19 protein-coding genes are annotated in these 18,729 nt (G+C 59.1%); 9 read left to right on the top strand and 10 right to left on the bottom strand.

Annotated elements, in window-relative coordinates:
* Window positions 1–134: 134 nt before the first annotated feature.
* The gene (gene estP / locus PMI25_RS03265) at window positions 135–2,045 is read right to left on the bottom strand and encodes an esterase EstP (RefSeq protein ID WP_007966438.1); all 1,911 of its coding nucleotides are present in this window, start codon (window positions 2,043–2,045) and stop codon (window positions 135–137) included.
* Window positions 2,046–2,452: 407 nt separating this feature from the next.
* Here estP and PMI25_RS03260 point away from each other — a divergent pair, with 407 nt between their 5' ends.
* From PMI25_RS03260 to PMI25_RS03245, 4 genes are all read left to right on the top strand, one after another.
* A complete protein-coding gene (locus tag PMI25_RS03260; protein ID WP_007966434.1) occupies window positions 2,453–3,046 on the top strand; it encodes an aminodeoxychorismate/anthranilate synthase component II in 594 nt (197 codons plus the stop codon).
* Between the two features lie 8 nt (window positions 3,047–3,054).
* A complete protein-coding gene (trpD, locus tag PMI25_RS03255; protein ID WP_007966433.1) occupies window positions 3,055–4,104 on the top strand; it encodes an anthranilate phosphoribosyltransferase in 1,050 nt (349 codons plus the stop codon).
* Window positions 4,101–4,937 (top strand): indole-3-glycerol phosphate synthase TrpC, encoded by an 837-nt coding sequence (trpC, locus tag PMI25_RS03250; protein ID WP_007966432.1) that lies wholly within the window; start codon window positions 4,101–4,103, stop codon window positions 4,935–4,937. The genes trpD and trpC overlap by 4 nt, the downstream gene beginning before the upstream one ends.
* A gap of 134 nt (window positions 4,938–5,071) precedes the next feature.
* Window positions 5,072–5,770 carry a lipoate--protein ligase family protein gene (locus tag PMI25_RS03245; RefSeq protein WP_007966431.1) on the top strand — a complete coding sequence of 233 codons (699 nt, stop codon included), beginning with the start codon at window positions 5,072–5,074 and terminating at the stop codon, window positions 5,768–5,770.
* Between the two features lie 9 nt (window positions 5,771–5,779).
* Here the strand turns inward: PMI25_RS03245 and crp are convergent, their stop codons facing one another.
* On the bottom strand, window positions 5,780–6,424 hold the full coding sequence (crp, locus tag PMI25_RS03240) for a cAMP-activated global transcriptional regulator CRP (RefSeq protein ID WP_007966430.1): 645 nt from the start codon (window positions 6,422–6,424) through the stop codon (window positions 5,780–5,782).
* 236 nt (window positions 6,425–6,660) lie between these two features.
* On the opposite strand from crp, the gene PMI25_RS03235 reads away from it, so the two are divergent.
* Window positions 6,661–7,083: an OsmC family protein gene (locus tag PMI25_RS03235; RefSeq protein WP_007966429.1), complete on the top strand. Its 423-nt coding sequence runs from the start codon at window positions 6,661–6,663 to the stop codon at window positions 7,081–7,083.
* 237 nt (window positions 7,084–7,320) lie between these two features.
* Window positions 7,321–8,115: an adenosylmethionine decarboxylase gene (gene speD / locus PMI25_RS03230; RefSeq protein ID WP_003228791.1), complete on the top strand. Its 795-nt coding sequence runs from the start codon at window positions 7,321–7,323 to the stop codon at window positions 8,113–8,115.
* Window positions 8,116–8,226: 111 nt separating this feature from the next.
* Here speD and coq7 read toward each other — a convergent pair whose 3' ends face one another.
* The 6 genes from coq7 to hemJ all read right to left on the bottom strand — a co-directional run bounded on the left by coq7 (window position 8,227) and on the right by hemJ (window position 12,801).
* Complete coding sequence (gene coq7 / locus PMI25_RS03225; RefSeq protein WP_007966428.1) at window positions 8,227–8,874, bottom strand: 2-polyprenyl-3-methyl-6-methoxy-1,4-benzoquinone monooxygenase; 648 nt, start codon at window positions 8,872–8,874, stop codon at window positions 8,227–8,229.
* Between the two features lie 199 nt (window positions 8,875–9,073).
* Window positions 9,074–9,412, bottom strand: coding sequence for a histidine triad nucleotide-binding protein (locus tag PMI25_RS03220; RefSeq protein WP_003228789.1), 339 nt, complete (start codon window positions 9,410–9,412; stop codon window positions 9,074–9,076).
* Between the two features lie 79 nt (window positions 9,413–9,491).
* Complete coding sequence (locus PMI25_RS03215; protein WP_045121966.1) at window positions 9,492–10,280, bottom strand: SDR family NAD(P)-dependent oxidoreductase; 789 nt, start codon at window positions 10,278–10,280, stop codon at window positions 9,492–9,494.
* A 61-nt stretch (window positions 10,281–10,341) separates the two neighbouring features.
* Window positions 10,342–11,289: a DUF805 domain-containing protein gene (locus PMI25_RS03210; RefSeq protein WP_007966426.1), complete on the bottom strand. Its 948-nt coding sequence runs from the start codon at window positions 11,287–11,289 to the stop codon at window positions 10,342–10,344.
* Window positions 11,290–11,368: 79 nt separating this feature from the next.
* Window positions 11,369–12,337, bottom strand: coding sequence for an NAD(P)H-dependent flavin oxidoreductase (locus PMI25_RS03205; protein ID WP_007966424.1), 969 nt, complete (start codon window positions 12,335–12,337; stop codon window positions 11,369–11,371).
* 35 nt (window positions 12,338–12,372) lie between these two features.
* Window positions 12,373–12,801, bottom strand: coding sequence for a protoporphyrinogen oxidase HemJ (hemJ, locus tag PMI25_RS03200; protein WP_007966422.1), 429 nt, complete (start codon window positions 12,799–12,801; stop codon window positions 12,373–12,375).
* 135 nt (window positions 12,802–12,936) lie between these two features.
* On the opposite strand from hemJ, the gene argC reads away from it, so the two are divergent.
* Together argC and erpA are read left to right on the top strand one after the other, a co-directional pair.
* Window positions 12,937–13,971 (top strand): N-acetyl-gamma-glutamyl-phosphate reductase, encoded by a 1,035-nt coding sequence (gene argC / locus PMI25_RS03195; RefSeq protein ID WP_007966420.1) that lies wholly within the window; start codon window positions 12,937–12,939, stop codon window positions 13,969–13,971.
* Between the two features lie 168 nt (window positions 13,972–14,139).
* Window positions 14,140–14,490, top strand: a complete 351-nt coding sequence (gene erpA / locus PMI25_RS03190) for an iron-sulfur cluster insertion protein ErpA (protein WP_003228776.1) — start codon at window positions 14,140–14,142, stop codon at window positions 14,488–14,490.
* Window positions 14,491–14,565: 75 nt separating this feature from the next.
* Here the strand turns inward: erpA and PMI25_RS03185 are convergent, their stop codons facing one another.
* Complete coding sequence (locus PMI25_RS03185) at window positions 14,566–15,657, bottom strand: anhydro-N-acetylmuramic acid kinase (RefSeq protein ID WP_007966418.1); 1,092 nt, start codon at window positions 15,655–15,657, stop codon at window positions 14,566–14,568.
* A gap of 3 nt (window positions 15,658–15,660) precedes the next feature.
* Window positions 15,661–17,085, bottom strand: coding sequence for a peptidoglycan DD-metalloendopeptidase family protein (locus PMI25_RS03180; protein WP_007966416.1), 1,425 nt, complete (start codon window positions 17,083–17,085; stop codon window positions 15,661–15,663).
* Between the two features lie 212 nt (window positions 17,086–17,297).
* Here PMI25_RS03180 and tyrS point away from each other — a divergent pair, with 212 nt between their 5' ends.
* A complete protein-coding gene (tyrS, locus tag PMI25_RS03175) occupies window positions 17,298–18,497 on the top strand; it encodes a tyrosine--tRNA ligase (protein WP_007966414.1) in 1,200 nt (399 codons plus the stop codon).
* Window positions 18,498–18,729: the final 232 nt, after the last annotated feature.

The raw sequence follows: 18,729 nt of genomic DNA, 5'->3' as shown, positions 1-18,729 counted from the left end.
CGCGAGCAGGCTCACTCCTACATTGGATTGTGTTCAGCCATAAAAAACGCGGCGCCCGTGAGGGCGCCGCGTTTTTTATGCCTGCGCTAACCCTGTAGGAGCTGGCGCAGCCTGCGATCTTTTGCTTTTCCGCCTCAGAAATCGAGACTGACCCCGACGTTCACCCCCTGCTGGGTAAAGTCATCATCCTTGCGCACGTTGTAGCTGGCGCGCAACGCCAAATCCTGCGTGAGCTTATGGCTCACGCCCAGGTTCAGGCGATTGAGGTTGGTCTGCGGCTCGTAGCCTTCGAGCGTGAAACGGTTGCCCGGCAAGCTGTTGAGGTTGATGGTCAGATCCTGGCGGTCGTCGTTGTACTCACGTTCGTGAGCGAACTCACCGAACACTTCAGTCTGCGCGGTGATCTGGTACTTGCCCTGGATACCCACGCCCAGACGCCGCGAGTTGCGCGACTGGTCGTCAAAAGTCAGCGCCGTGGAGTCCGCGCCCTTTTCCGAATAACCATCCACTTCGGTCTTGCCAAAATCGGCGCTGACGAACGGCGACAGGTGCCACGGGCTGCTGGCCTGCTGCGCGATGTCGTAGCCGAGGCGGCCGCTGATCGCCAGCACGTAACCGTCGGTATCGCCTTTCTCTCCGCGCTCGTTGACCCCGAGCTGGAATTTACGCTTGAGGCTGTCGTAGTCGAGTTTGCCCGCGGTCATCGCCAGATCGCCCCACCAGCGGTTTTGCTGGTACTGGGCGAACGCGGTGCCCATGTAGGAATTGAGTTTGTATTCCGAATCGGCGTCGCCGGCTTCGAGTTTCTGGTGATAGAGACCGGCGGCCAGACCCACACGCCAGGCTTCGTTGACGCGATAGCTGCCGCCGATGTTCAGGTTGTAGCCGTTGCCATCGGCACTGGCGGCGCTGTGCTGGCCGTCGAAGTCCTGATGTTGACCGCCGCCGGCAACGATGGCGCGCCATTGGCCCACGGCCTGCCAGTTTTCCCAGTCGGCCAGCCATTGATTGCGCAGTTCATCCTGATGCGCGCGCAATGAGCCCTGGGCCATTTCCGGGAGCAGGGTCAGCTCCCACGGGGCCGCCAGCAGCGAGTAGGCGTAGTCGGCAATCAGACGCTGGCCAGCTTCGGTGGGGTGAACCGAATCGTTGTAGATCAGCTTGGTCGGATCCGGTGTGGCGCTGTTGATGCCGTACCGGGCGTTCTCGGTGCAACTGTTACCGCTGAAGCAGGTGGCCGTCAGGTTCTGGTCGGTCGCGAGGCCGAATTGCGCCGGGTTGGCGAAAGCCTCTTTGAGCAGCACCGGAATGTTCAGTGGAATGATTTCGGCGTTGATGCCCTGCAGCTGGCTGACCAGTTCGGTGTTGAACTGGGCGCTGAGCTGCGAGGTGAAACCCTGCAGCGGCGAGCCGTTGATGGCCGGCGTCAGGCCGATGTCCGGTAACAGCCAGACCATGATGTATTTGGCGCCGGCGCCTTGCAGCGTGCGGGCGCTGTCGGCCAGGCGATCGGCCGCGGCGCTGGCCTGATCGAGACTGAGTACGCGGCCCTGAAGGAAATCGTTGCCGCCCCCGGACAGGTAATACAGCGCGTTCGGATCGGCACGGAAGCCGTTCGACGGCAGATAACCGCTGCGGGTGCGTTCGCCGGTGGCGGACTGCGTGGTGATCGAGTCGAGAATCTGGTCAGTCCGGTAACCGCCCACCGCCCAGTTGTTGCCATCGGCCAGGCCTTCGCCGGCACGCACGGCCGAGGATGAGGAGGCGGTCTGATCAGGGCTGAAACCCAGTTTGCCGCCGATGATCTGGGTGGCGTTGAGGTCGCGGTTTTCCCCGGTGCCGTCCTTGTACAGCGGGCCAGTGCGGTTGGTGTAGCGCTGCGTGGCGCCGGCCGGGCCGCCGGTATCCCTGAAGGTTCCGGCGTCGTTCAGGCTGTCGCCGAACACGATGAAATTCGAATAGGGAGCGGGTGCTGCGTAGGCCTGGGCGCAGGCCATGGCGAGCAGGCAACCGGCAAGCGGTACAAACAACGTCTGTTTGATCATGAGCAAGTCCGTTTATTTATTGTTGTAGGTGAACGAAACGACAGTACCAAAAACTCCCGGCGTTTTGCCATCGGTCGCGAAGCCTCCCTTAGTTTTGTCCCCCGTCAGCCCCGCCATATTGCACGCTCCGCCCAGCTAAGTTACTGTGCCGGAACGTATGAACGAGACCTTCCCCGTGTTGATCGTCAGCAAACTTCTGGATCAAGTCATCAAGGCACACGCCCGTTGGCGTTGGCGCGCCTGAATCTTTTCTGCCGGCCCGGCCGGATCTGTATCGCTTTGCCTTCCTTACCCGTTTGAAATGCCGCTGTGCCGACGCCACCTGCGCGTCCGACATCGTGCAGCGCCCTGCGGGCAAGTCATTCGAAGGCTGTCTTCAAGTCAGAATTCAAGAGGTTCGAAACGCCATGTTGCTGATGATCGACAACTACGACTCCTTTACTTACAACGTTGTGCAGTACCTGGGCGAGCTGGGTGCCGAGGTCAAGGTGGTGCGCAACGATGAACTGACCGTCGCCGAAATCGAAGCGCTCAACCCCGAGCGCATCGTGGTCTCCCCAGGCCCGTGCACACCGACCGAAGCCGGCATTTCCATCGAAGCCATCAAGCATTTCGCCGGCAAACTGCCGATCCTCGGCGTCTGCCTCGGCCACCAGTCCATCGGTCAGGCCTTCGGCGGCGATGTGGTGCGTGCCCGCCAAGTGATGCACGGTAAGACTAGCCCGGTATTCCATGAGGACAAGGGCGTTTTTGCCGGTCTGAATCATCCGCTGACGGTCACCCGCTACCACTCGCTGATCGTCAAGCACGATACTTTGCCCGATTGCCTGGAGCTGACCGCGTGGACGCAGCACGATGACGGCAGCGTCGATGAAATCATGGGCCTGCGGCACAAGACCCTCAACATCGAGGGCGTACAGTTCCACCCCGAGTCGATCCTGACCGAACAGGGCCATGAACTGTTTGCCAACTTCCTCAAACAAACCGGCGGCACGCGCTAAGGACTCCCATGAATATCAAGACAGCCCTGAGCCGTATCGTCGAACACCTGGACCTCAGCACCGAAGAAATGCGCGATGTGATGCGCGAAATCATGACCGGTCAATGCACCGAAGCGCAGATCGGCGCATTCATGATGGCGATGCGCATGAAGAGCGAGAGCATCGACGAAATCGTCGGCGCGGTTTCGGTGATGCGTGAGCTGGCCGATCAGGTCGAACTCAAGACCCTCGACGGCGTGGTCGATGTAGTGGGCACCGGCGGTGACGGTGCGAATATCTTCAACGTGTCGACCGCATCCGCGTTCGTCGTCGCGGCAGCCGGTTGCACCGTGGCCAAGCACGGCAACCGTGCGGTGTCGGGCAAGAGCGGCAGCGCCGACTTGCTCGAAGCCGCCGGCATCTACCTGAACCTGACGCCGGTGCAGGTCGCTCGTTGCATCGACAACGTCGGCATCGGTTTCATGTTTGCCCAGACTCACCACAAAGCCATGAAGTACGCCGCCGGCCCGCGCCGCGATCTCGGCTTGCGTACGCTGTTCAACATGCTCGGCCCGCTTACGAATCCGGCCGGTGTGAAACATCAGGTGGTGGGTGTGTTCACGCCCGCGCTGTGCCGGCCATTGGCCGAAGTCTTGCAACGACTGGGCAGCAAACATGTGCTGGTGGTGCATTCGAAGGATGGTCTGGACGAGTTCAGTCTTGCCGCGCCGACCTTCGTCGCTGAACTGAGGAACAACGAGATCACTGAGTATTGGGTCGAGCCGGAAGATCTGGGCATGAAGAGCCAGAGCCTGCACGGCCTGTCGGTGGATGGACCGGAAGCATCCCTGGCGCTGATTCGTGACGCACTGGGCAAGCGCAAGACCGAGAACGGCCAGAAAGCCGCCGAAATGATTGTGCTCAATGCCGGTGCAGCGCTGTACGCCGCCGACCTGGCCACGAGTTTGAAAGAAGGCGTGGCGCTTGCGCATGACGCTCTGCATACCGGCCTTGCTCGGGAAAAACTCGAGGAGCTGGGTGCCTTTACCGCGGTATTCAAAGTGGAGAATGAGGGATGAGTGTACCGACGGTTCTGGAAAACATTCTGGCGCGCAAAGTCCAGGAAGTCGCCGAGCGCAGTGCTCGCGTCAGCCTGAGCGAGCTGGAAAGTCTGGCCAAGGCGGCCGATGCACCCCGTGGTTTTGCCCAGGCATTGCTGGCGCAAGCGAAGAAGAAGCAGCCGGCGGTCATCGCTGAAATCAAGAAGGCTTCGCCGAGCAAGGGCGTGATCCGCGAGAATTTCGTGCCTGCCGACATCGCCAAGAGCTATGAGAAGGGCGGGGCGACCTGTCTTTCCGTACTGACCGACATCGACTACTTCCAGGGCGCCGATGCCTACCTGCAACAGGCCCGCGCCGCGTGCAAACTGCCGGTGATCCGCAAGGACTTCATGATCGATCCGTACCAGATCGTCGAAGCCCGTGCGCTGGGTGCCGACTGCGTGCTGTTGATCGTCTCCGCGCTGGACGACGTGAAAATGGCTGAGCTGGCCTCGGTCGCCAAAGGCGTCGGTCTGGACGTGCTGGTTGAAGTGCACGACGGCGATGAGCTGGAACGCGCACTGAAAACCCTCGACACGCCGCTGGTCGGGATCAACAACCGCAACCTGCACACCTTCGACGTCAGCCTGGAAACCACCCTCGACCTGCTGCCGCGCATTCCGCGCGACCGTCTGGTGATCACCGAGAGCGGTATTCTCAACCGTGCCGATGTCGAGCTGATGGAAATCAGCGATGTGTATGCGTTTCTGGTGGGTGAGGCGTTCATGCGCGCCGAAAGCCCGGGCACCGAACTGCAGCGCCTGTTCTTCCCGGAGCGTGGTGTGCCGGTCAGTGGTTCGACCCTGGACTGACTCAGTCAGACCTGTTAGACGCCATCGCGAGCAGGCTCACTCCTACACTTGGAATGCGTTCCCCCTGTAGGAGTGAGCCTGCTCGCGATGACGACATAAGATTCACCTCAGACTGAACGTCCTACGGAAACCTTATGATCCCTGCCTCCCTCACCATCGAAGCCGGCCTGCAAGCCGAACAAGACTTGTTGGCCTCGGTCTGCGCCGGCAACGCCGAATTCGGCCTGCTGTTCTGGCAACCCAGCGATCGCGCGCTGGTCATGCCACGCCGCCTCAATCGACTACCCGGTTTTGATCACGCCTGTGAAGTCTCCGCCGTTGCCGGTTGGCCAGTCTTGTTACGGGAAACCGGCGGCGAACCGGTCCCGCAATCCGCTTCAACCATCAACATCGCGCTGGTCTACGCGCCGCCCCGCAGCGAGGGTGATCTGAATCGCATTGAAACCGGTTACCGGCGCCTGTGTGATCCGATCTGTGAATTGCTCGATGAGTTGGGTGGTGTGTCGTCGCTGGGCGAAATCGACGGTGCGTTCTGCGACGGCCGCTTCAACGTCAATCTCGACGGTCGCAAGATGGTCGGCACCGCTCAGCGCTGGCGTCAGAGCCAGGGTGGTCAGCGTCCGGTGGGGCTGGTGCACGGGGCGATGCTGATGGATAACGAGCGCGAGTCGATGGTCGCGGCGGTCAATCGCTTCAACGAGGCTTGCGGTCTAGAGCAGCGGGTACGGGCCGAAAGCCACATCGCCCTGCATGAGAAGTTCGTTGCGCCAAATGCTTTGGCGCGTCTCGATGAACTGTTTCGGCTGATGCTGGCGCAGGTCTATAGCGCCTGAGTTGGGCGCTTAGCGCGTGCCGAAGACCACCATGGTCTTGCCTTTCACATCGACCAGGTTGCGTTCCTCAAGATCCTTGAGCACGCGACCGACCATCTCCCGTGAACAACCGACAATCCGCCCGATTTCCTGACGGGTCACCTTGATCTGCATGCCGTCCGGGTGAGTCATTGCGTCAGGCTGTTTGCACAACTCCAGCAGGCAACGGGCCACACGTCCGGTGACGTCGAAGAACGCCAGATCGCCGACCTTGCGCGTGGTATTGCGCAGACGTTGGGCGATTTGTCCGCTGAGGACGTAAAGAATGTCGGGATCCTGCTGCGACAATTCGCGGAACTTCACGTAGCTGATTTCGGCAATTTCACATTCGACTTTCGCCCGCACCCAGGCACTGCGTTGCTGTTCCTGGCCCGCCTGCTCGAACAAACCCAGCTCGCCGAAGAAGTCCCCGGCGTTGAGGTAGGCGATGATCATTTCGCGGCCGTCGTCATCTTCGATCAGGATCGTGACCGAGCCCTTGATGATGAAGTACAGCGTGTCCGAGCGATCGCCGGCGCAGATGATGTTGCTCTTGGCCGCATGGCGACGGCGCTGGCAATGCATCAACAGCTTGTCGAGGTTCTTGATTTTGGGTGTGGGGGTAATAGCAACCATGGTTGTATCCCGAAAAGACTGCACGGTGATGTTTGATTTTTTTATGAGGCGCTGAAGGCGGTCGCTACAGCTGACAATTGGCGCCAGCGAATTGGCGCCAGCTTACCAGACACTTCGTCGAAAATTCGAGAAATTACCTACGCAGCAGAGGCATCCGTCCTAGGAGCGGCGGGCGCTGTCAAAGCAAAGGCCTGTGCTAAGCTGGCGACCCTTTTTTCTACAGTGGAGTCTTGGCGATGAAGGCACGCATCCAATGGGCTGGCGAAGCCATGTTCCTCGGCGAGTCCGGCAGCGGTCATGTTGTGGTCATGGACGGTCCGCCGGACGCTGGTGGTCGTAATCTGGGTGTTCGCCCGATGGAAATGCTCCTGCTGGGCGTAGGCGGTTGCAGCAACTTCGACGTGGTCAGCATCCTGAAGAAGTCGCGCCAGGCGGTTGAAAGCTGCGAAGCGTTCCTCGAAGCCGAGCGCGCGACCGAAGATCCGAAGGTGTTTACCAAGATCCACATGCACTTCGTGGTCAAGGGCCGGAGCCTGAAAGAAGCCCAGGTCAAGCGTGCCATCGAGCTGTCTGCCGAGAAGTATTGCTCGGCCTCGATCATGCTCGGTGCGGCCGGCGTGGCGATCACTCACGATTACGAAATCGTCGAACTCGGTTGAACCGACATTCAACTATCATAAAAGCAGTGCAGACTCTGGCGATCCCTCGCTGACGTCTGCATAATGCGCCACTTTTTTCAGGGCAGTGATCGGTCAGCCGACGGGTCATCCGCCTGAACAGATAACCAAAATCGCCATCGCGAAGAGGTGTTAACCGTCCTACGCAGGTGCGTTGTTCGCACTTGACGGGCATGCTTGATCACGCGGCTGCGCCGCATACATAGAGAGTTTTTAACGGTGAAAAGCAAACTCAAGCTCCACGGGTTCAATAACCTGACAAAGACCTTGAGCTTCAACATCTATGACATCTGCTACGCGGAAACCCCGCAAGACCAGCAGGCTTACGTCGAGTACATCAATCAAGAGTACAACGCCGAACGCCTGACGCAGATCCTCACGGAAGTTGTCGAAATCATTGGTGCCAACATTCTGAACATCGCGAGTCAGAACTATGAGCCTCAGGGTGCCAGCGTCACGATTCTGATCTCGGAAGAGCCGGTGACCCCGACTGACAGCCAGATCGAAGAGTCCCCGGGTCCATTGCCCGAAATCATCCTTGCCCACCTCGACAAGAGCCACATCACGGTGCATACCTATCCGGAAATCCATCCGGACGCCGGTATTGCGACGTTCCGTGTGGACATCGACGTGTCGACCTGTGGTGTCATTTCACCGCTGAAAGCGCTCAACTTCCTCATTCACCAGTTCGATTCGGACATCGTGACTGTGGATTACCGTGTGCGCGGCTTCACCCGTGACGTTGAAGGCAACAAGCATTTCATCGACCACGAAATCAACTCGATCCAGAACTACCTTTCCGAAGACACTCGCGACGCGTATCAGATGACCGACGTGAACGTGTACCAGGAAAACCTGTTCCACACCAAAATGCTGCTGAAGAACTTCGAACTGGATAACTACCTGTTCGGCGACGCCACCAGCAATCTGTCCTCCGAGCAGCGTGCTCAGGTGACCGAGCGGGTGAAACACGAAATGCTGGAAATCTTCTACGCACGCAACATGCCGACGTAAGATTCCCGGGCACAAAAAAAGGCGACTTCGGTCGCCTTTTTTAATGCCTGCCGCATGACCTCTGTAGGAGCGAGCCTGCTCGCGAAGGGGCCTTCAGCAGCAATACCGATCTCAGATCCGATAAGTACTCTTGGTCATCACCTTCGCCAACAGACTCATCCCGAACTTCACCGGCGCCGGAAAACGGAAACCACCCGCATCCAGTGCACTCTCCGCATGATGTTCTTCATCAATGCGCATCTGCTCCAGAATTGCCCGGGACTTTTCGTCCTCGGCCGGCAATTGCTCAAGGTGCTCGTTCAAGTGCTTGCACACCTGATGTTCGGTGGCCGCGACGAAACCGAGGCTGACCTTGTCACTGATCAGACCGGCCACGGCGCCGATGCCGAACGACATTCCATAGAACAGCGGATTGAGCACGCTGGTGTGACTGCCCAGCTGGTGGATGCGCTGCTCGCACCACACCAGATGATCGATTTCTTCTTCGGCGGCATGCTCCATGGCGGCACGCACCTGCGGCAACTTGGCGGTCAGCGCCTGGCCCTGATACAGCGCCTGGGCGCAGACTTCACCGGTGTGGTTGATGCGCATCAGGCCGGCGACATGGCGGGTGTCTTCGTCGCTCATCTGCACTTCCGGCTGGACGATGGCGGGTGACGGACGGTACGGCTGGCCGCTGAAGGGCAGCAGGGTGCGCATCGCGGCATCGGCTTGCAGCAGAAGACGGTCAATCGGCGAGTAGTGACGTTGGGTAGTCATGCTGACCTCCGGAAAAAATCTCGACGGCCAGTTTAACCGAATCGGCCGGGGAAGGTTTGCGCTGGGTCATCAGTCGCACTGGATGTGCTTTTTGCTTTATGCAGGAGCAGCCGAAGGCTGCGATCTTTTGATCTTGTTTTGATACTCGAAGATCAAAAGATCGCAGCCTTCGGCAGCTCCTGTACGGGTTTGCGGTGAATCAGCCCGGCGGCCAGTTCATCTGACGCTGACCCAGTACGTGCATATGAATGTGATAGACGGTCTGCCCACCTTTTTCATTGCAGTTCATCACCACCCGGAAGCCTTCCTCGCAACCCAGTTCCAGCGCCAGGCGCTGGGCGGTGAACAGGATGTGCCCGGCCAGTGCCTTGTCGTCTTCGGTCAGGTCGTTGAGGGTGCGCACCGGTTTCTTCGGGATCACCAGAAAGTGCACCGGAGCCTGAGGGGCGATGTCGTGGAACGCCAGAACCTGGTCGTCCTCGTAGATGATCTTGGCCGGAATCTCCCGGTTGATGATCTTGGTGAACAGAGTATCCACTGCTGTTTTCTCCGTTGTGGGGGCTGGCCTGAGTGTACTCATGGGGAATGACCCCGCCCAGTGTTTTGCCGTAGACAGTTCAGCGCGGGCAGTAAGCCTTGTTGACCATGCCGACGACGGTGCGATTGAGCCAGCGCGAGCCGAGGCGCGGCAGGAAGGCCAGCCAGCGATTGCGCCGTCCCGGAATGATGATGGCGCGGTTTTTCTCCAGCGCACGCACGGTGTATAGCGCGACTTCCTCGGGACTCATCAGCAGTTTGCTGTCCTTGAGTTTGTCGCTGTCGAGCTGTGCGGTGCGGAAGAACGCGGTGCGGGTCGGCCCGGGGCAGAGCACCGACACCTTGACCGCGCTCTGTTTCAGCTCAACCCGCAGCGCTTCAGAGAAGTGCAGCACATAGGCCTTGCTGGCGTAGTAGGTGCTCATCCACGGGCCGGGATTGAACGCTGCCATCGAGGCGACATTGAGAATCTGCCCGCCGCCCTGCAGCGCCATGCTGTTGCCAATGGCGTGGCACAGGCGGGTGAGGGCGAGGATGTTGACTTCGATCAGGTCCTGCTCGGTCATCCAGTCCTGGGCCAGGAACGGCCCGCAGGTGCCGATGCCGGCGCAATTGACCAGCAGATCAATCTGCCGGTCGCCTTCTTCCAGTTCCAGCAAAAAGCCGGACAGGCGCAAAGGTTCGCCAAGGTCGCAGGCACGAAACAGGACTTCCACGCCAAAGCGCTGGGTCAGTTCGATCGCGATGCTTTCCAGCTGATCACGCTGTCGGGCCACCAGAATCAGGCTGCGGCCGCGGCGGGCCAGAGCTTCGGCCATGGCCAGGCCGATGCCACTGGAGGCGCCGGTGATCAGAGCGTAACGGGTCATGCAATTCTCCATCGCAACAGCTCCGCGCCAGCGACGCAGGTGTCACGGCGGGGAGCGTTGTTCATTCTTTCGCAGAGTCTACAGGGGCCGGGGGCGCTTCGGCTGCATCGTCCACGGAATTCGCCGGTTCAGTCTCGACCTCGACTTCATCGGTGGTGACCGAGCCGCTTTCATAGCTGCTCTCGAGGTTGGTTTCATATTCTTGCTGAATGGCTGAAATACCGCCGAGCATGCCGCCGGCAAACACCAGGGCGAAGAACACGATCCAGAGCGAGCACAGCACTTTGACCGCGGTGCTGTTGGGTGGCGGTGGCGGGCCGTAACGGTTGGCGCCGGTGTTGCCCGGCACGACCATGATCACCAGCGGGAAGAAGCTACCCACGAACGGTACCAGGTTCAGCAGCCAGAGCCAGCCGGACCAGCCGATGTCGTGCAGGCGCTGCACGCTGAACAGAATGCTGACAATGATGAAGCCGAGGAACAGGAAGAACGCGAATATCCCACCGATGATCAGGCCGGTGGTGGTGTCACCGCTGACCAGTCCCAGACCGATAAATGCGAATATCGCCACGATTGGCAAAGTCACCAGACTCAGCACCATGGTCCAGGCCAGAAAGCGCAGGCGACCGATCCGGCCTTCGACGCTGAAGGGCTTGAGGGCAGCGAATGCTGGCAGGTTCTCGCCAACGTTGGCCCGAGGGGGCGCGTAAGGTGAGACGGGGTCGTTGAAGGTCGCCCGTTGTTCATGTACGTCCGACAGGCTTAATTCGATCGCCGTTTCAGTTTCGATCCGCGCGTCGATCCCGGTCTTGCTCAGTGCCTGCAGATAAGTCTGGGCGTCACTGTGGCTCAGGTCGCGCTTGAGGGCCACGGTATTGCCGTTGAACAGGCGCTCGATGGCCGTGACATCGCTTTTGAACAGGGCCGCCAGATTGAGCTTGGCGGTGGTGAGGTCGACACCGGGCTGTAGAGCACCGTCGAAAACGATCTTGTAACGAGGTTCGCTCATGGCCGAGGCATCCTTGTCGCGAATGAATTGAAGGTCAGCAAGTGTAAGGCCAGTCCGTCGATGACTGGCCTGATTTTTCTCAGCGTGGCCAGCGTTTTGGCAACTGCGCCGCGCGTTCCAGCGCCTGACGATATTCCGCGTCGAGACGGGCGATCAACTGATCCACACTCGGCAGGTCGCCAATCTGGCCTACGCCCTGGCCGGCGGACCACACGGTCTTCCACGCCTTGGCTTCGTCGTTGATCGGTTTGAGCTTGTCGCCGAAATTGACCTCGCCCTTGCCTTGCAGCGCGGCCATGTCGAAACCCGCCGCCTCCAGGCTTTGACGCATGAAGCTGGCCGGTACGCCAGAGACTGCAGGAGTATGGATGATGTCCGCCGCCTTGGCCGTCAGCAGCATCTCCTTGTAGGCGTCGGGCGCATGACTTTCGGTGGTGCCGATAAATCGCGTGCCGAAGTAGGCCAGATCCGCGCCGAGCAGTTGTGCAGCCAAAATCTCATGGCCGTGGTTCAGACATCCTGCAAGCAACAGGGTTTTATCGAAGAACTCGCGGATTTCGGCAATCAGCGCAAACGGGCTCCAGGTGCCGGCATGGCCCCCGGCGCCCGCCGCAACCGCGATCAAACCGTCGACTCCGGCTTCGGCGGCTTTCTCGGCATGCCTGCGGGTGGTCACGTCGTGGAACACCAGGCCGCCGTAGCTGTGCACGGCATCAACCAGCTCCTTCACCGCGCCGAGGCTGGTGATGACAATTGGCACCTTGTGTTCGACGCAGATGTTCAGATCAGCCTGCAGACGCGGGTTGCTGTTGTGCACAATCAGGTTCACTGCATACGGCGCCGGGTTGTCCAGTGTCGCCAGGCCCGCTTCAATCTCCTCCAGCCAGGCCTTGAAGCCGCTGCTTTCACGCTGGTTCAGCGCCGGGAAGCTGCCAACCACGCCGTTACGGCAGCAGGCGAGCACCAGCTCCGGGTTGGAAATCAGGAACATCGGCGCCGCTACCACGGGCAGACGCAGACGTTGTTCGAGCAAAGCGGGCAGCGACATTGGAAATCCCCCGAGGTGTGATGCCTGTTATGAAATTAGAACGGCTTGACCACGACCAGAATTACGATAGCCAGCAATATCAGAACCGGCACTTCATTGAACCAGCGATAAAAGACATGGCTGCGGGTGTTCTCGCCACGGGCGAAGCGTTTTACCTGCGCGCCGCACATGTGGTGGTAGCCGATCAGCAGGACTACCAGGGTCAGCTTGGCGTGAATCCAGCCGCCCATGCTGAAGATGCCCGGGTTGAGGTAGATCAGCCAGCCGCCGAAAATCAGCGTGGCGATCATCGCCGGGCCCATGATGCTGCGATACAGCTTGCGCTCCATGACGCTGAAGCGCTCCTTGCTGAGCGTGTCTTCACTTTGTGCGTGATAAACGAACAGCCGCGGCAGGTAGAACAGCCCGGCAAACCAGCAAACGACGCTGACGATGTGAAAGGCTTTGATCCATAGATAGAGCATTTTTGGTTATTCCCAGGTTCACGGTAGTCGGGATAGTAGAGGCTTGAGCGTCCGCACGTCACCTTGACGGTTGTCGCAGGGGCGCGCGGCCCCTATTATCGACGGCTTTCCAGTGGGTTCGTTGAGGGCAGGTTTATGGTCAAGGTCGGTATCGTCGGCGGCACGGGTTACACCGGTGTCGAACTGCTGCGTCTGTTGGCACAGCATCCGCAGGCAGAAGTGGTGGTGATCACTTCCCGATCCGAGGCCGGTCTGGCCGTGGCTGACATGTACCCGAACCTGCGCGGTCACTACGACGGTCTGGCGTTCAGCGTGCCGGACATCAAGACGCTTGGCGCCTGCGATGTGGTGTTCTTCGCCACCCCGCACGGCGTTGCCCATGCGTTGGCCGGTGAACTGCTGGCGGCGGGCACCAAGGTCATCGACCTGTCCGCGGACTTCCGTTTGCAGGACGCTGAAGAATGGGCCAAGTGGTACGGCCAGCCACACGGTGCGCCGGCGTTGCTGGACGAAGCGGTCTACGGCCTGCCGGAAGTCAATCGCGAGCAGATCAAGAAGGCTCGTCTGATCGCTGTGCCGGGTTGCTATCCAACCGCCACGCAACTGGGTTTCCTGCCGCTGCTTGAAGCGGGTCTGGCTGACACTTCGCGTCTGATCGCCGACTGCAAATCCGGCGTCAGCGGTGCTGGGCGCGGTGCTTCTGTAGGCTCGCTGTACTCCGAGACGTCGGAAAGCATGAAGGCTTACGCGGTGAAAGGTCACCGTCATCTGCCGGAAATTCGCCAAGGCCTGCGTCGCGCTGCCGGCAAGGACGTCGGTCTGACCTTCGTGCCGCACCTGACCCCGATGATCCGTGGCATTCACTCCACGCTCTATGCGACCGTGGTCGATCGTTCGGTGGATCTGCAGGCACTGTTCGAAAAACGTTATGCCAACGAGCCGTTCGTCGATGTGATGCCGGCCGGCAGCCATCCGGAAACCCGCAGCGTGCGTGGCGCCAACGTCTGCCGCATCGCGGTCCACCGTCCGCAGGATGGTGATCTGGTGGTGGTGCTGTCGGTGATCGACAACCTGGTCAAAGGCGCGTCGGGTCAGGCAGTGCAGAACATGAACATTCTGTTCGGCCTGGATGAGCGCTTCGGTCTGTCCCACGCCGGTATGCTGCCGTAACACTTTCGGCAACACAGCAAAAAGGCCCGTCAAACGGGCCTTTTTGCATTCTGGGCAGTTGGTCGGGTTTATTGATATACCGTAACAATAGTTGACCGATTTTCTAGGACAAGCGGATAATGCGCGTCATCACGCATTATGGCGGCGTAACGCCGGGAGATAGTCAGCATGAGCGTCGAATCCTTCACCCCCACGGCTTTGCAATTCACTCAAGGTGCTGCGCACAAGGTGAAGAGCCTGGTCGATGAAGAGGGGAATGATCGCTTGAAGCTGCGCGTATTCGTTACGGGCGGCGGTTGTTCAGGGTTTCAGTACGGCTTCACCTTCGATGAAGATGTGGCCGAGGATGACACCATCGTCGAGCGCGAAGGCGTGAGCCTGGTGGTCGATCCGATGAGCTTCCAGTACCTGGCCGGTGCCGAAGTCGACTACCAGGAAGGTCTGGAAGGGTCGCGCTTCGTGATCAAGAACCCGAACGCCACCACAACCTGTGGTTGCGGCTCTTCGTTCTCGATCTGATCGCACCTCGCTGCACACAATAAAACGCCGCAGAGCCTTACGGTTCTGCGGCGTTTTTTGTTGCCTGTCTTTTGTTCAGTTGGGGTAGATGGCGCCGAGTACCCGCAGGCCTTTGGCGCCGGTGACGCTCGGGCGGTTGGCGGCAATGCCTTCGAGGCAGCAATGGGCCAGCCAGGCGAAGGCCATGGCCTCAACCCAGTCCGGATCGACGCCGTGAGTGGCGGTGCTGGCGACGGTGGCGTTAGGCAGCAGGTCGGCAAGACGTTTCATCAGCGTAGCGTTGTGAGCGCCGCCGCCGCAGACCAACATTTCCCGAGTATCGGATTGAGCGCTTTGCAGCGACTCGACGATGGTCAGTGCCGTCAGTTCGAGCAGTGTTGCCTGAACGTTTTCACTAGCAAAGGTCGGCAATTTTGCGAGGTGTTGTTCCAGCCATGGCAGGTTGAACACTTCCCGGCCAGTGCTCTTCGGGCCTTTGGTCACGAAGAACGGGTCGCTGAGCAAGGCTTTCAGCAAGGCTGGCTCGACCGTGCCGGTGGCTGCCCACTGGCCGTTGCGATCATAGTTCTCACCGCGTTGCTGATGAATCCAGGCATCCATCAGCACATTCCCAGGGCCGCAGTCGAAACCGGCTACAGGCTTGGTCGGCTCTATCAGACTGAGATTGCTGAAACCGCCGACATTCAAGACTGCACGGTTACCGCTACGCTCTTCGAACAAAGCCTCATGGAAGGCTGGCACCAACGGCGCACCCTGGCCGCCGGCAGCTACATCGCGGCTGCGGAAGTCGCTGACCACGGTAATGCCGGTCAGCTCTGTCAGCAGTGCAGGGTTGCCGATCTGCACGGTGAAGCCGCGAGCAGGCTCATGGCGAATGGTCTGGCCATGGCTGCCGATCGCGCGAATGGCTTCAGGCTTTAGATGCTGCTGATCGAGGAGGATATGGATGCCCTGTGCGGCGAGTTGCACCCAGTGCTGCTGGGCGATCGCCGAGCGGGCGATCTCGTCGGGGCCGCTGGCGCACAAGCCAAGCAGCTCGGCGCGCAGGGATTCAGGCATGGGGATGTAATGCGTGGCGATCAGTTTGATCGCCGAGGTCTGCTCGATCAGGGCGATGTCCAGCCCATCGAGACTGGTGCCGGACATCACGCCGATATACAGAGCCATGGCTTAGCGCTTGCTCGAAGCCAGCATGGTGGCCTTTTCCTGATCCATGCGTGCCATCAATGGCTGGCTTTGCGCAAGGAAGCGTGCACGCTCGGACTTGGCGATCGGATCCGCCATCGGCAGCTTCTGGCCCAGTGGGTCGACGTGAACGCCATTGACCTGGAACTCATAGTGCAAGTGCGGTCCAGTGGACAGGCCGGTAGTACCAATGTAGCCGATCACTTGGCCCTGCTTGACGCTGCCGCCGGTTTTAACGCCTTTGGCAAAGCCTTGCATGTGGCCATACAGCGTGCGGTAGGTGTTGCCGTGCTGGATGATCACCGTGTTGCCGTAGCCGCCGCGGCGCCCGGCCAGCAGCACTTTACCGTCGCCGGCAGCCTTGATGGGTGTACCGCGTGGGGCTGCGTAATCGACACCTTTGTGGGCGCGGATCTTGTTGAGGATCGGATGTTTGCGGCCCATGGAGAATTTGGAACTGATGCGGGCGAAGTCCACCGGGGTACGGATGAACGCCTTGCGCATACTGTTGCCATCAGCGGTGTAATAGCTGCTGTTGCCTTGTTTATTGGTGTAACGCACGGCGGTGTAAGTCTTGCCGCGGTTGGTGAAGCGCGCAGACAGAATCGGGCCAGTGCCCACGGCCTTGCCGTTGACCACTTTCTGCTCGTAGATCACGTCGAATTCATCGCCCTGACGGATGTCCTGAGCGAAGTCGACGTCGTAGCCGAATACGCTGGCCATATCCATGGTCAGGCTGTGGGACAGGCCTGCGCGAGCGGCGGACTGTGATAGCGAACTATTGATGACGCCGTGGACGTAAGCCGTGCGAACGGTTGGCTTGGCGGTAACGCGGTTGAACGCGTAGCCCTTGTCGTTCTTGGTCAGGGTAATGGTTTCGACGTCGCTGACTTTGCTGTGCAGGCTGGTCAGTTGACCTTCCGGGTTCAGTTCGAACTCGAGTTTCTGGCCGTGCTTGAGCTGGCTGAACTGTTTGGCTTGTTTGTCGCTGGCCAGCACTTCGTGCACAGCAGCGGCTGGCAGACCGACTTTCTCGAACAGTGTAGAGAGCGTATCGCCTTTGGATACGACAACTTCGCGGTGCCCCGGGGCTTTTGGTTTCTCGGCAACAGGAGTGGGCGCCGGTGCGGCTTCAGCGGTTTTCGGAGTGTCTTCGGCGCTGTTTTCGATCTGCGCGAACGGCGAGGTTACTGGCTCATTTGTGGCTTGAGCCGCATCAGCAGCGTCTTGATCTTGTGTCAGTTGTTCAGCAGGACTTTCCAGTTCAAGGCTCAGGGTTGTCTTTTTGGCTTCAACATCACTGGAAGGAAATACCAGGAGCGCCAGGCTGAGAAGCGCGGCGATTCCACTTGCGGCGAGCAGGTGGGTCTTCGGGTAAAGCGGTGGCGCTTTAGACGGTTCAGTGGTCATAAGTAATTTTGACTTTGAAAAAAGATGAATTGGAAAAGATGAATGACATGATGAAGATGAAATAACTGTATAAAATATAACCAAATCATCCCCGAAGCAAGTCTACAGACACCCTGTCTGCAGATTGGTGTCCGTGCGCCGGGCAAAACTTGTAATTGGTGCACGATCTTGTATGGTTGGTTCCCTTTGAATCTGAGCCTTGCGGGTCTGTTATGAAGTCGGTTGAAGAGCAGCTAGCGCTGATTAAACGTGGTGCGGAAGAACTATTGGTCGAGTCCGAGCTGATCGAGAAGCTCAAGCGCGGCCAGCCGCTGCGTATCAAGGCTGGTTTCGATCCAACCGCCCCGGATCTGCACTTGGGTCATACCGTGCTTATTAATAAGCTGCGCCAGTTCCAGGAATTGGGGCATCAGGTGATCTTCCTTATTGGTGACTTCACCGGGATGATCGGTGATCCAAGCGGCAAGAGTGCCACTCGTCCTCCCTTGACTCGCGAGCAGGTTCTGGAAAACGCCGAGACGTACAAGACTCAAGTGTTCAAGATTCTTGATCCGGCTAAAACCGAAGTTGCGTTCAACTCCACCTGGATGGATCAGATGGGGCCGGCGGACTTCATTCGTCTCACTTCGCAGTACACCGTCGCACGCATGCTTGAGCGTGATGACTTCGACAAGCGTTACTCCACTAATCAGCCGATCGCTATTCATGAGTTCCTCTACCCGCTGGTCCAGGGCTATGACTCGGTTGCTCTGCGCGCGGATGTCGAGTTGGGTGGAACCGATCAGAAGTTCAACTTGCTGATGGGGCGTGAGCTGCAGCGCAGTTATGGTCAGGAGGCTCAGTGCATTCTGACCATGCCGTTGCTCGAAGGTCTGGATGGCGTGAAGAAGATGTCCAAGTCGTTGGGCAACTACGTCGGCATCCAAGAGGCGCCAGGTGTGATGTACGGCAAGCTGGTCTCGATCCCGGATGCGTTGATGTGGCGTTACTTTGAACTGCTCAGCTTCCGTTCGATGGATGAGATCAATGCCTTCCGTGCAGATGTAGAGGCGGGGGCTAACCCGCGCGACATCAAGATAAAGCTGGCGGAAGAGATTGTTGCGCGCTTCCATGGTGAGGAGGCTGCGGCCAATGCTCATCGCGCTGCGGGTAACCGTATGAAGGATGGTGAGTTGCCTGATGATCTGCCAGAGATTGAGCTGGCTTCTGCTGAGGATATGCCGATTGCGGCTGTCCTTAATAAAGCAGGCCTGGTGAAGAACTCGGCGGCGGCGCGTGATCTGTTGGCTTCTGGCGGTGTGCGTGTTGATGGTGAGGTGGTTGATCGCTCCTTTATATATGTACTGGGCGCGACTCACGTTTGCCAGGCGGGCAAGAAGGCATTTGCACGTATCACGCTGAAAGCTGAATAAAGTTTGAAATAAGGGTTGACGGCGAATTCTAGAGGTCTATAATTCGCCCCACTTCCGGCGCAGTCGAAACGGAAAACTCCTTGAGATTCAATGGGTTACGCAGTTTTCGACAGCGGCTTGCTTCAGTTCATCGAGGCCTGGAAGGAGTTGAAAGAGCGGTGATGTTTGGCTCTTTTGACGGTTCGATCCTCTCGGTCGAAAGCGGAGAAAAAGAGGTGTTGACAGCAGCGTT

Origin of the sequence: Pseudomonas sp. GM30, from assembly GCF_000282275.2 — a bacterium.
Classification (GTDB): domain Bacteria; phylum Pseudomonadota; class Gammaproteobacteria; order Pseudomonadales; family Pseudomonadaceae; genus Aquipseudomonas.
This window is presented reverse-complemented; position numbering and strand designations above follow the sequence as displayed.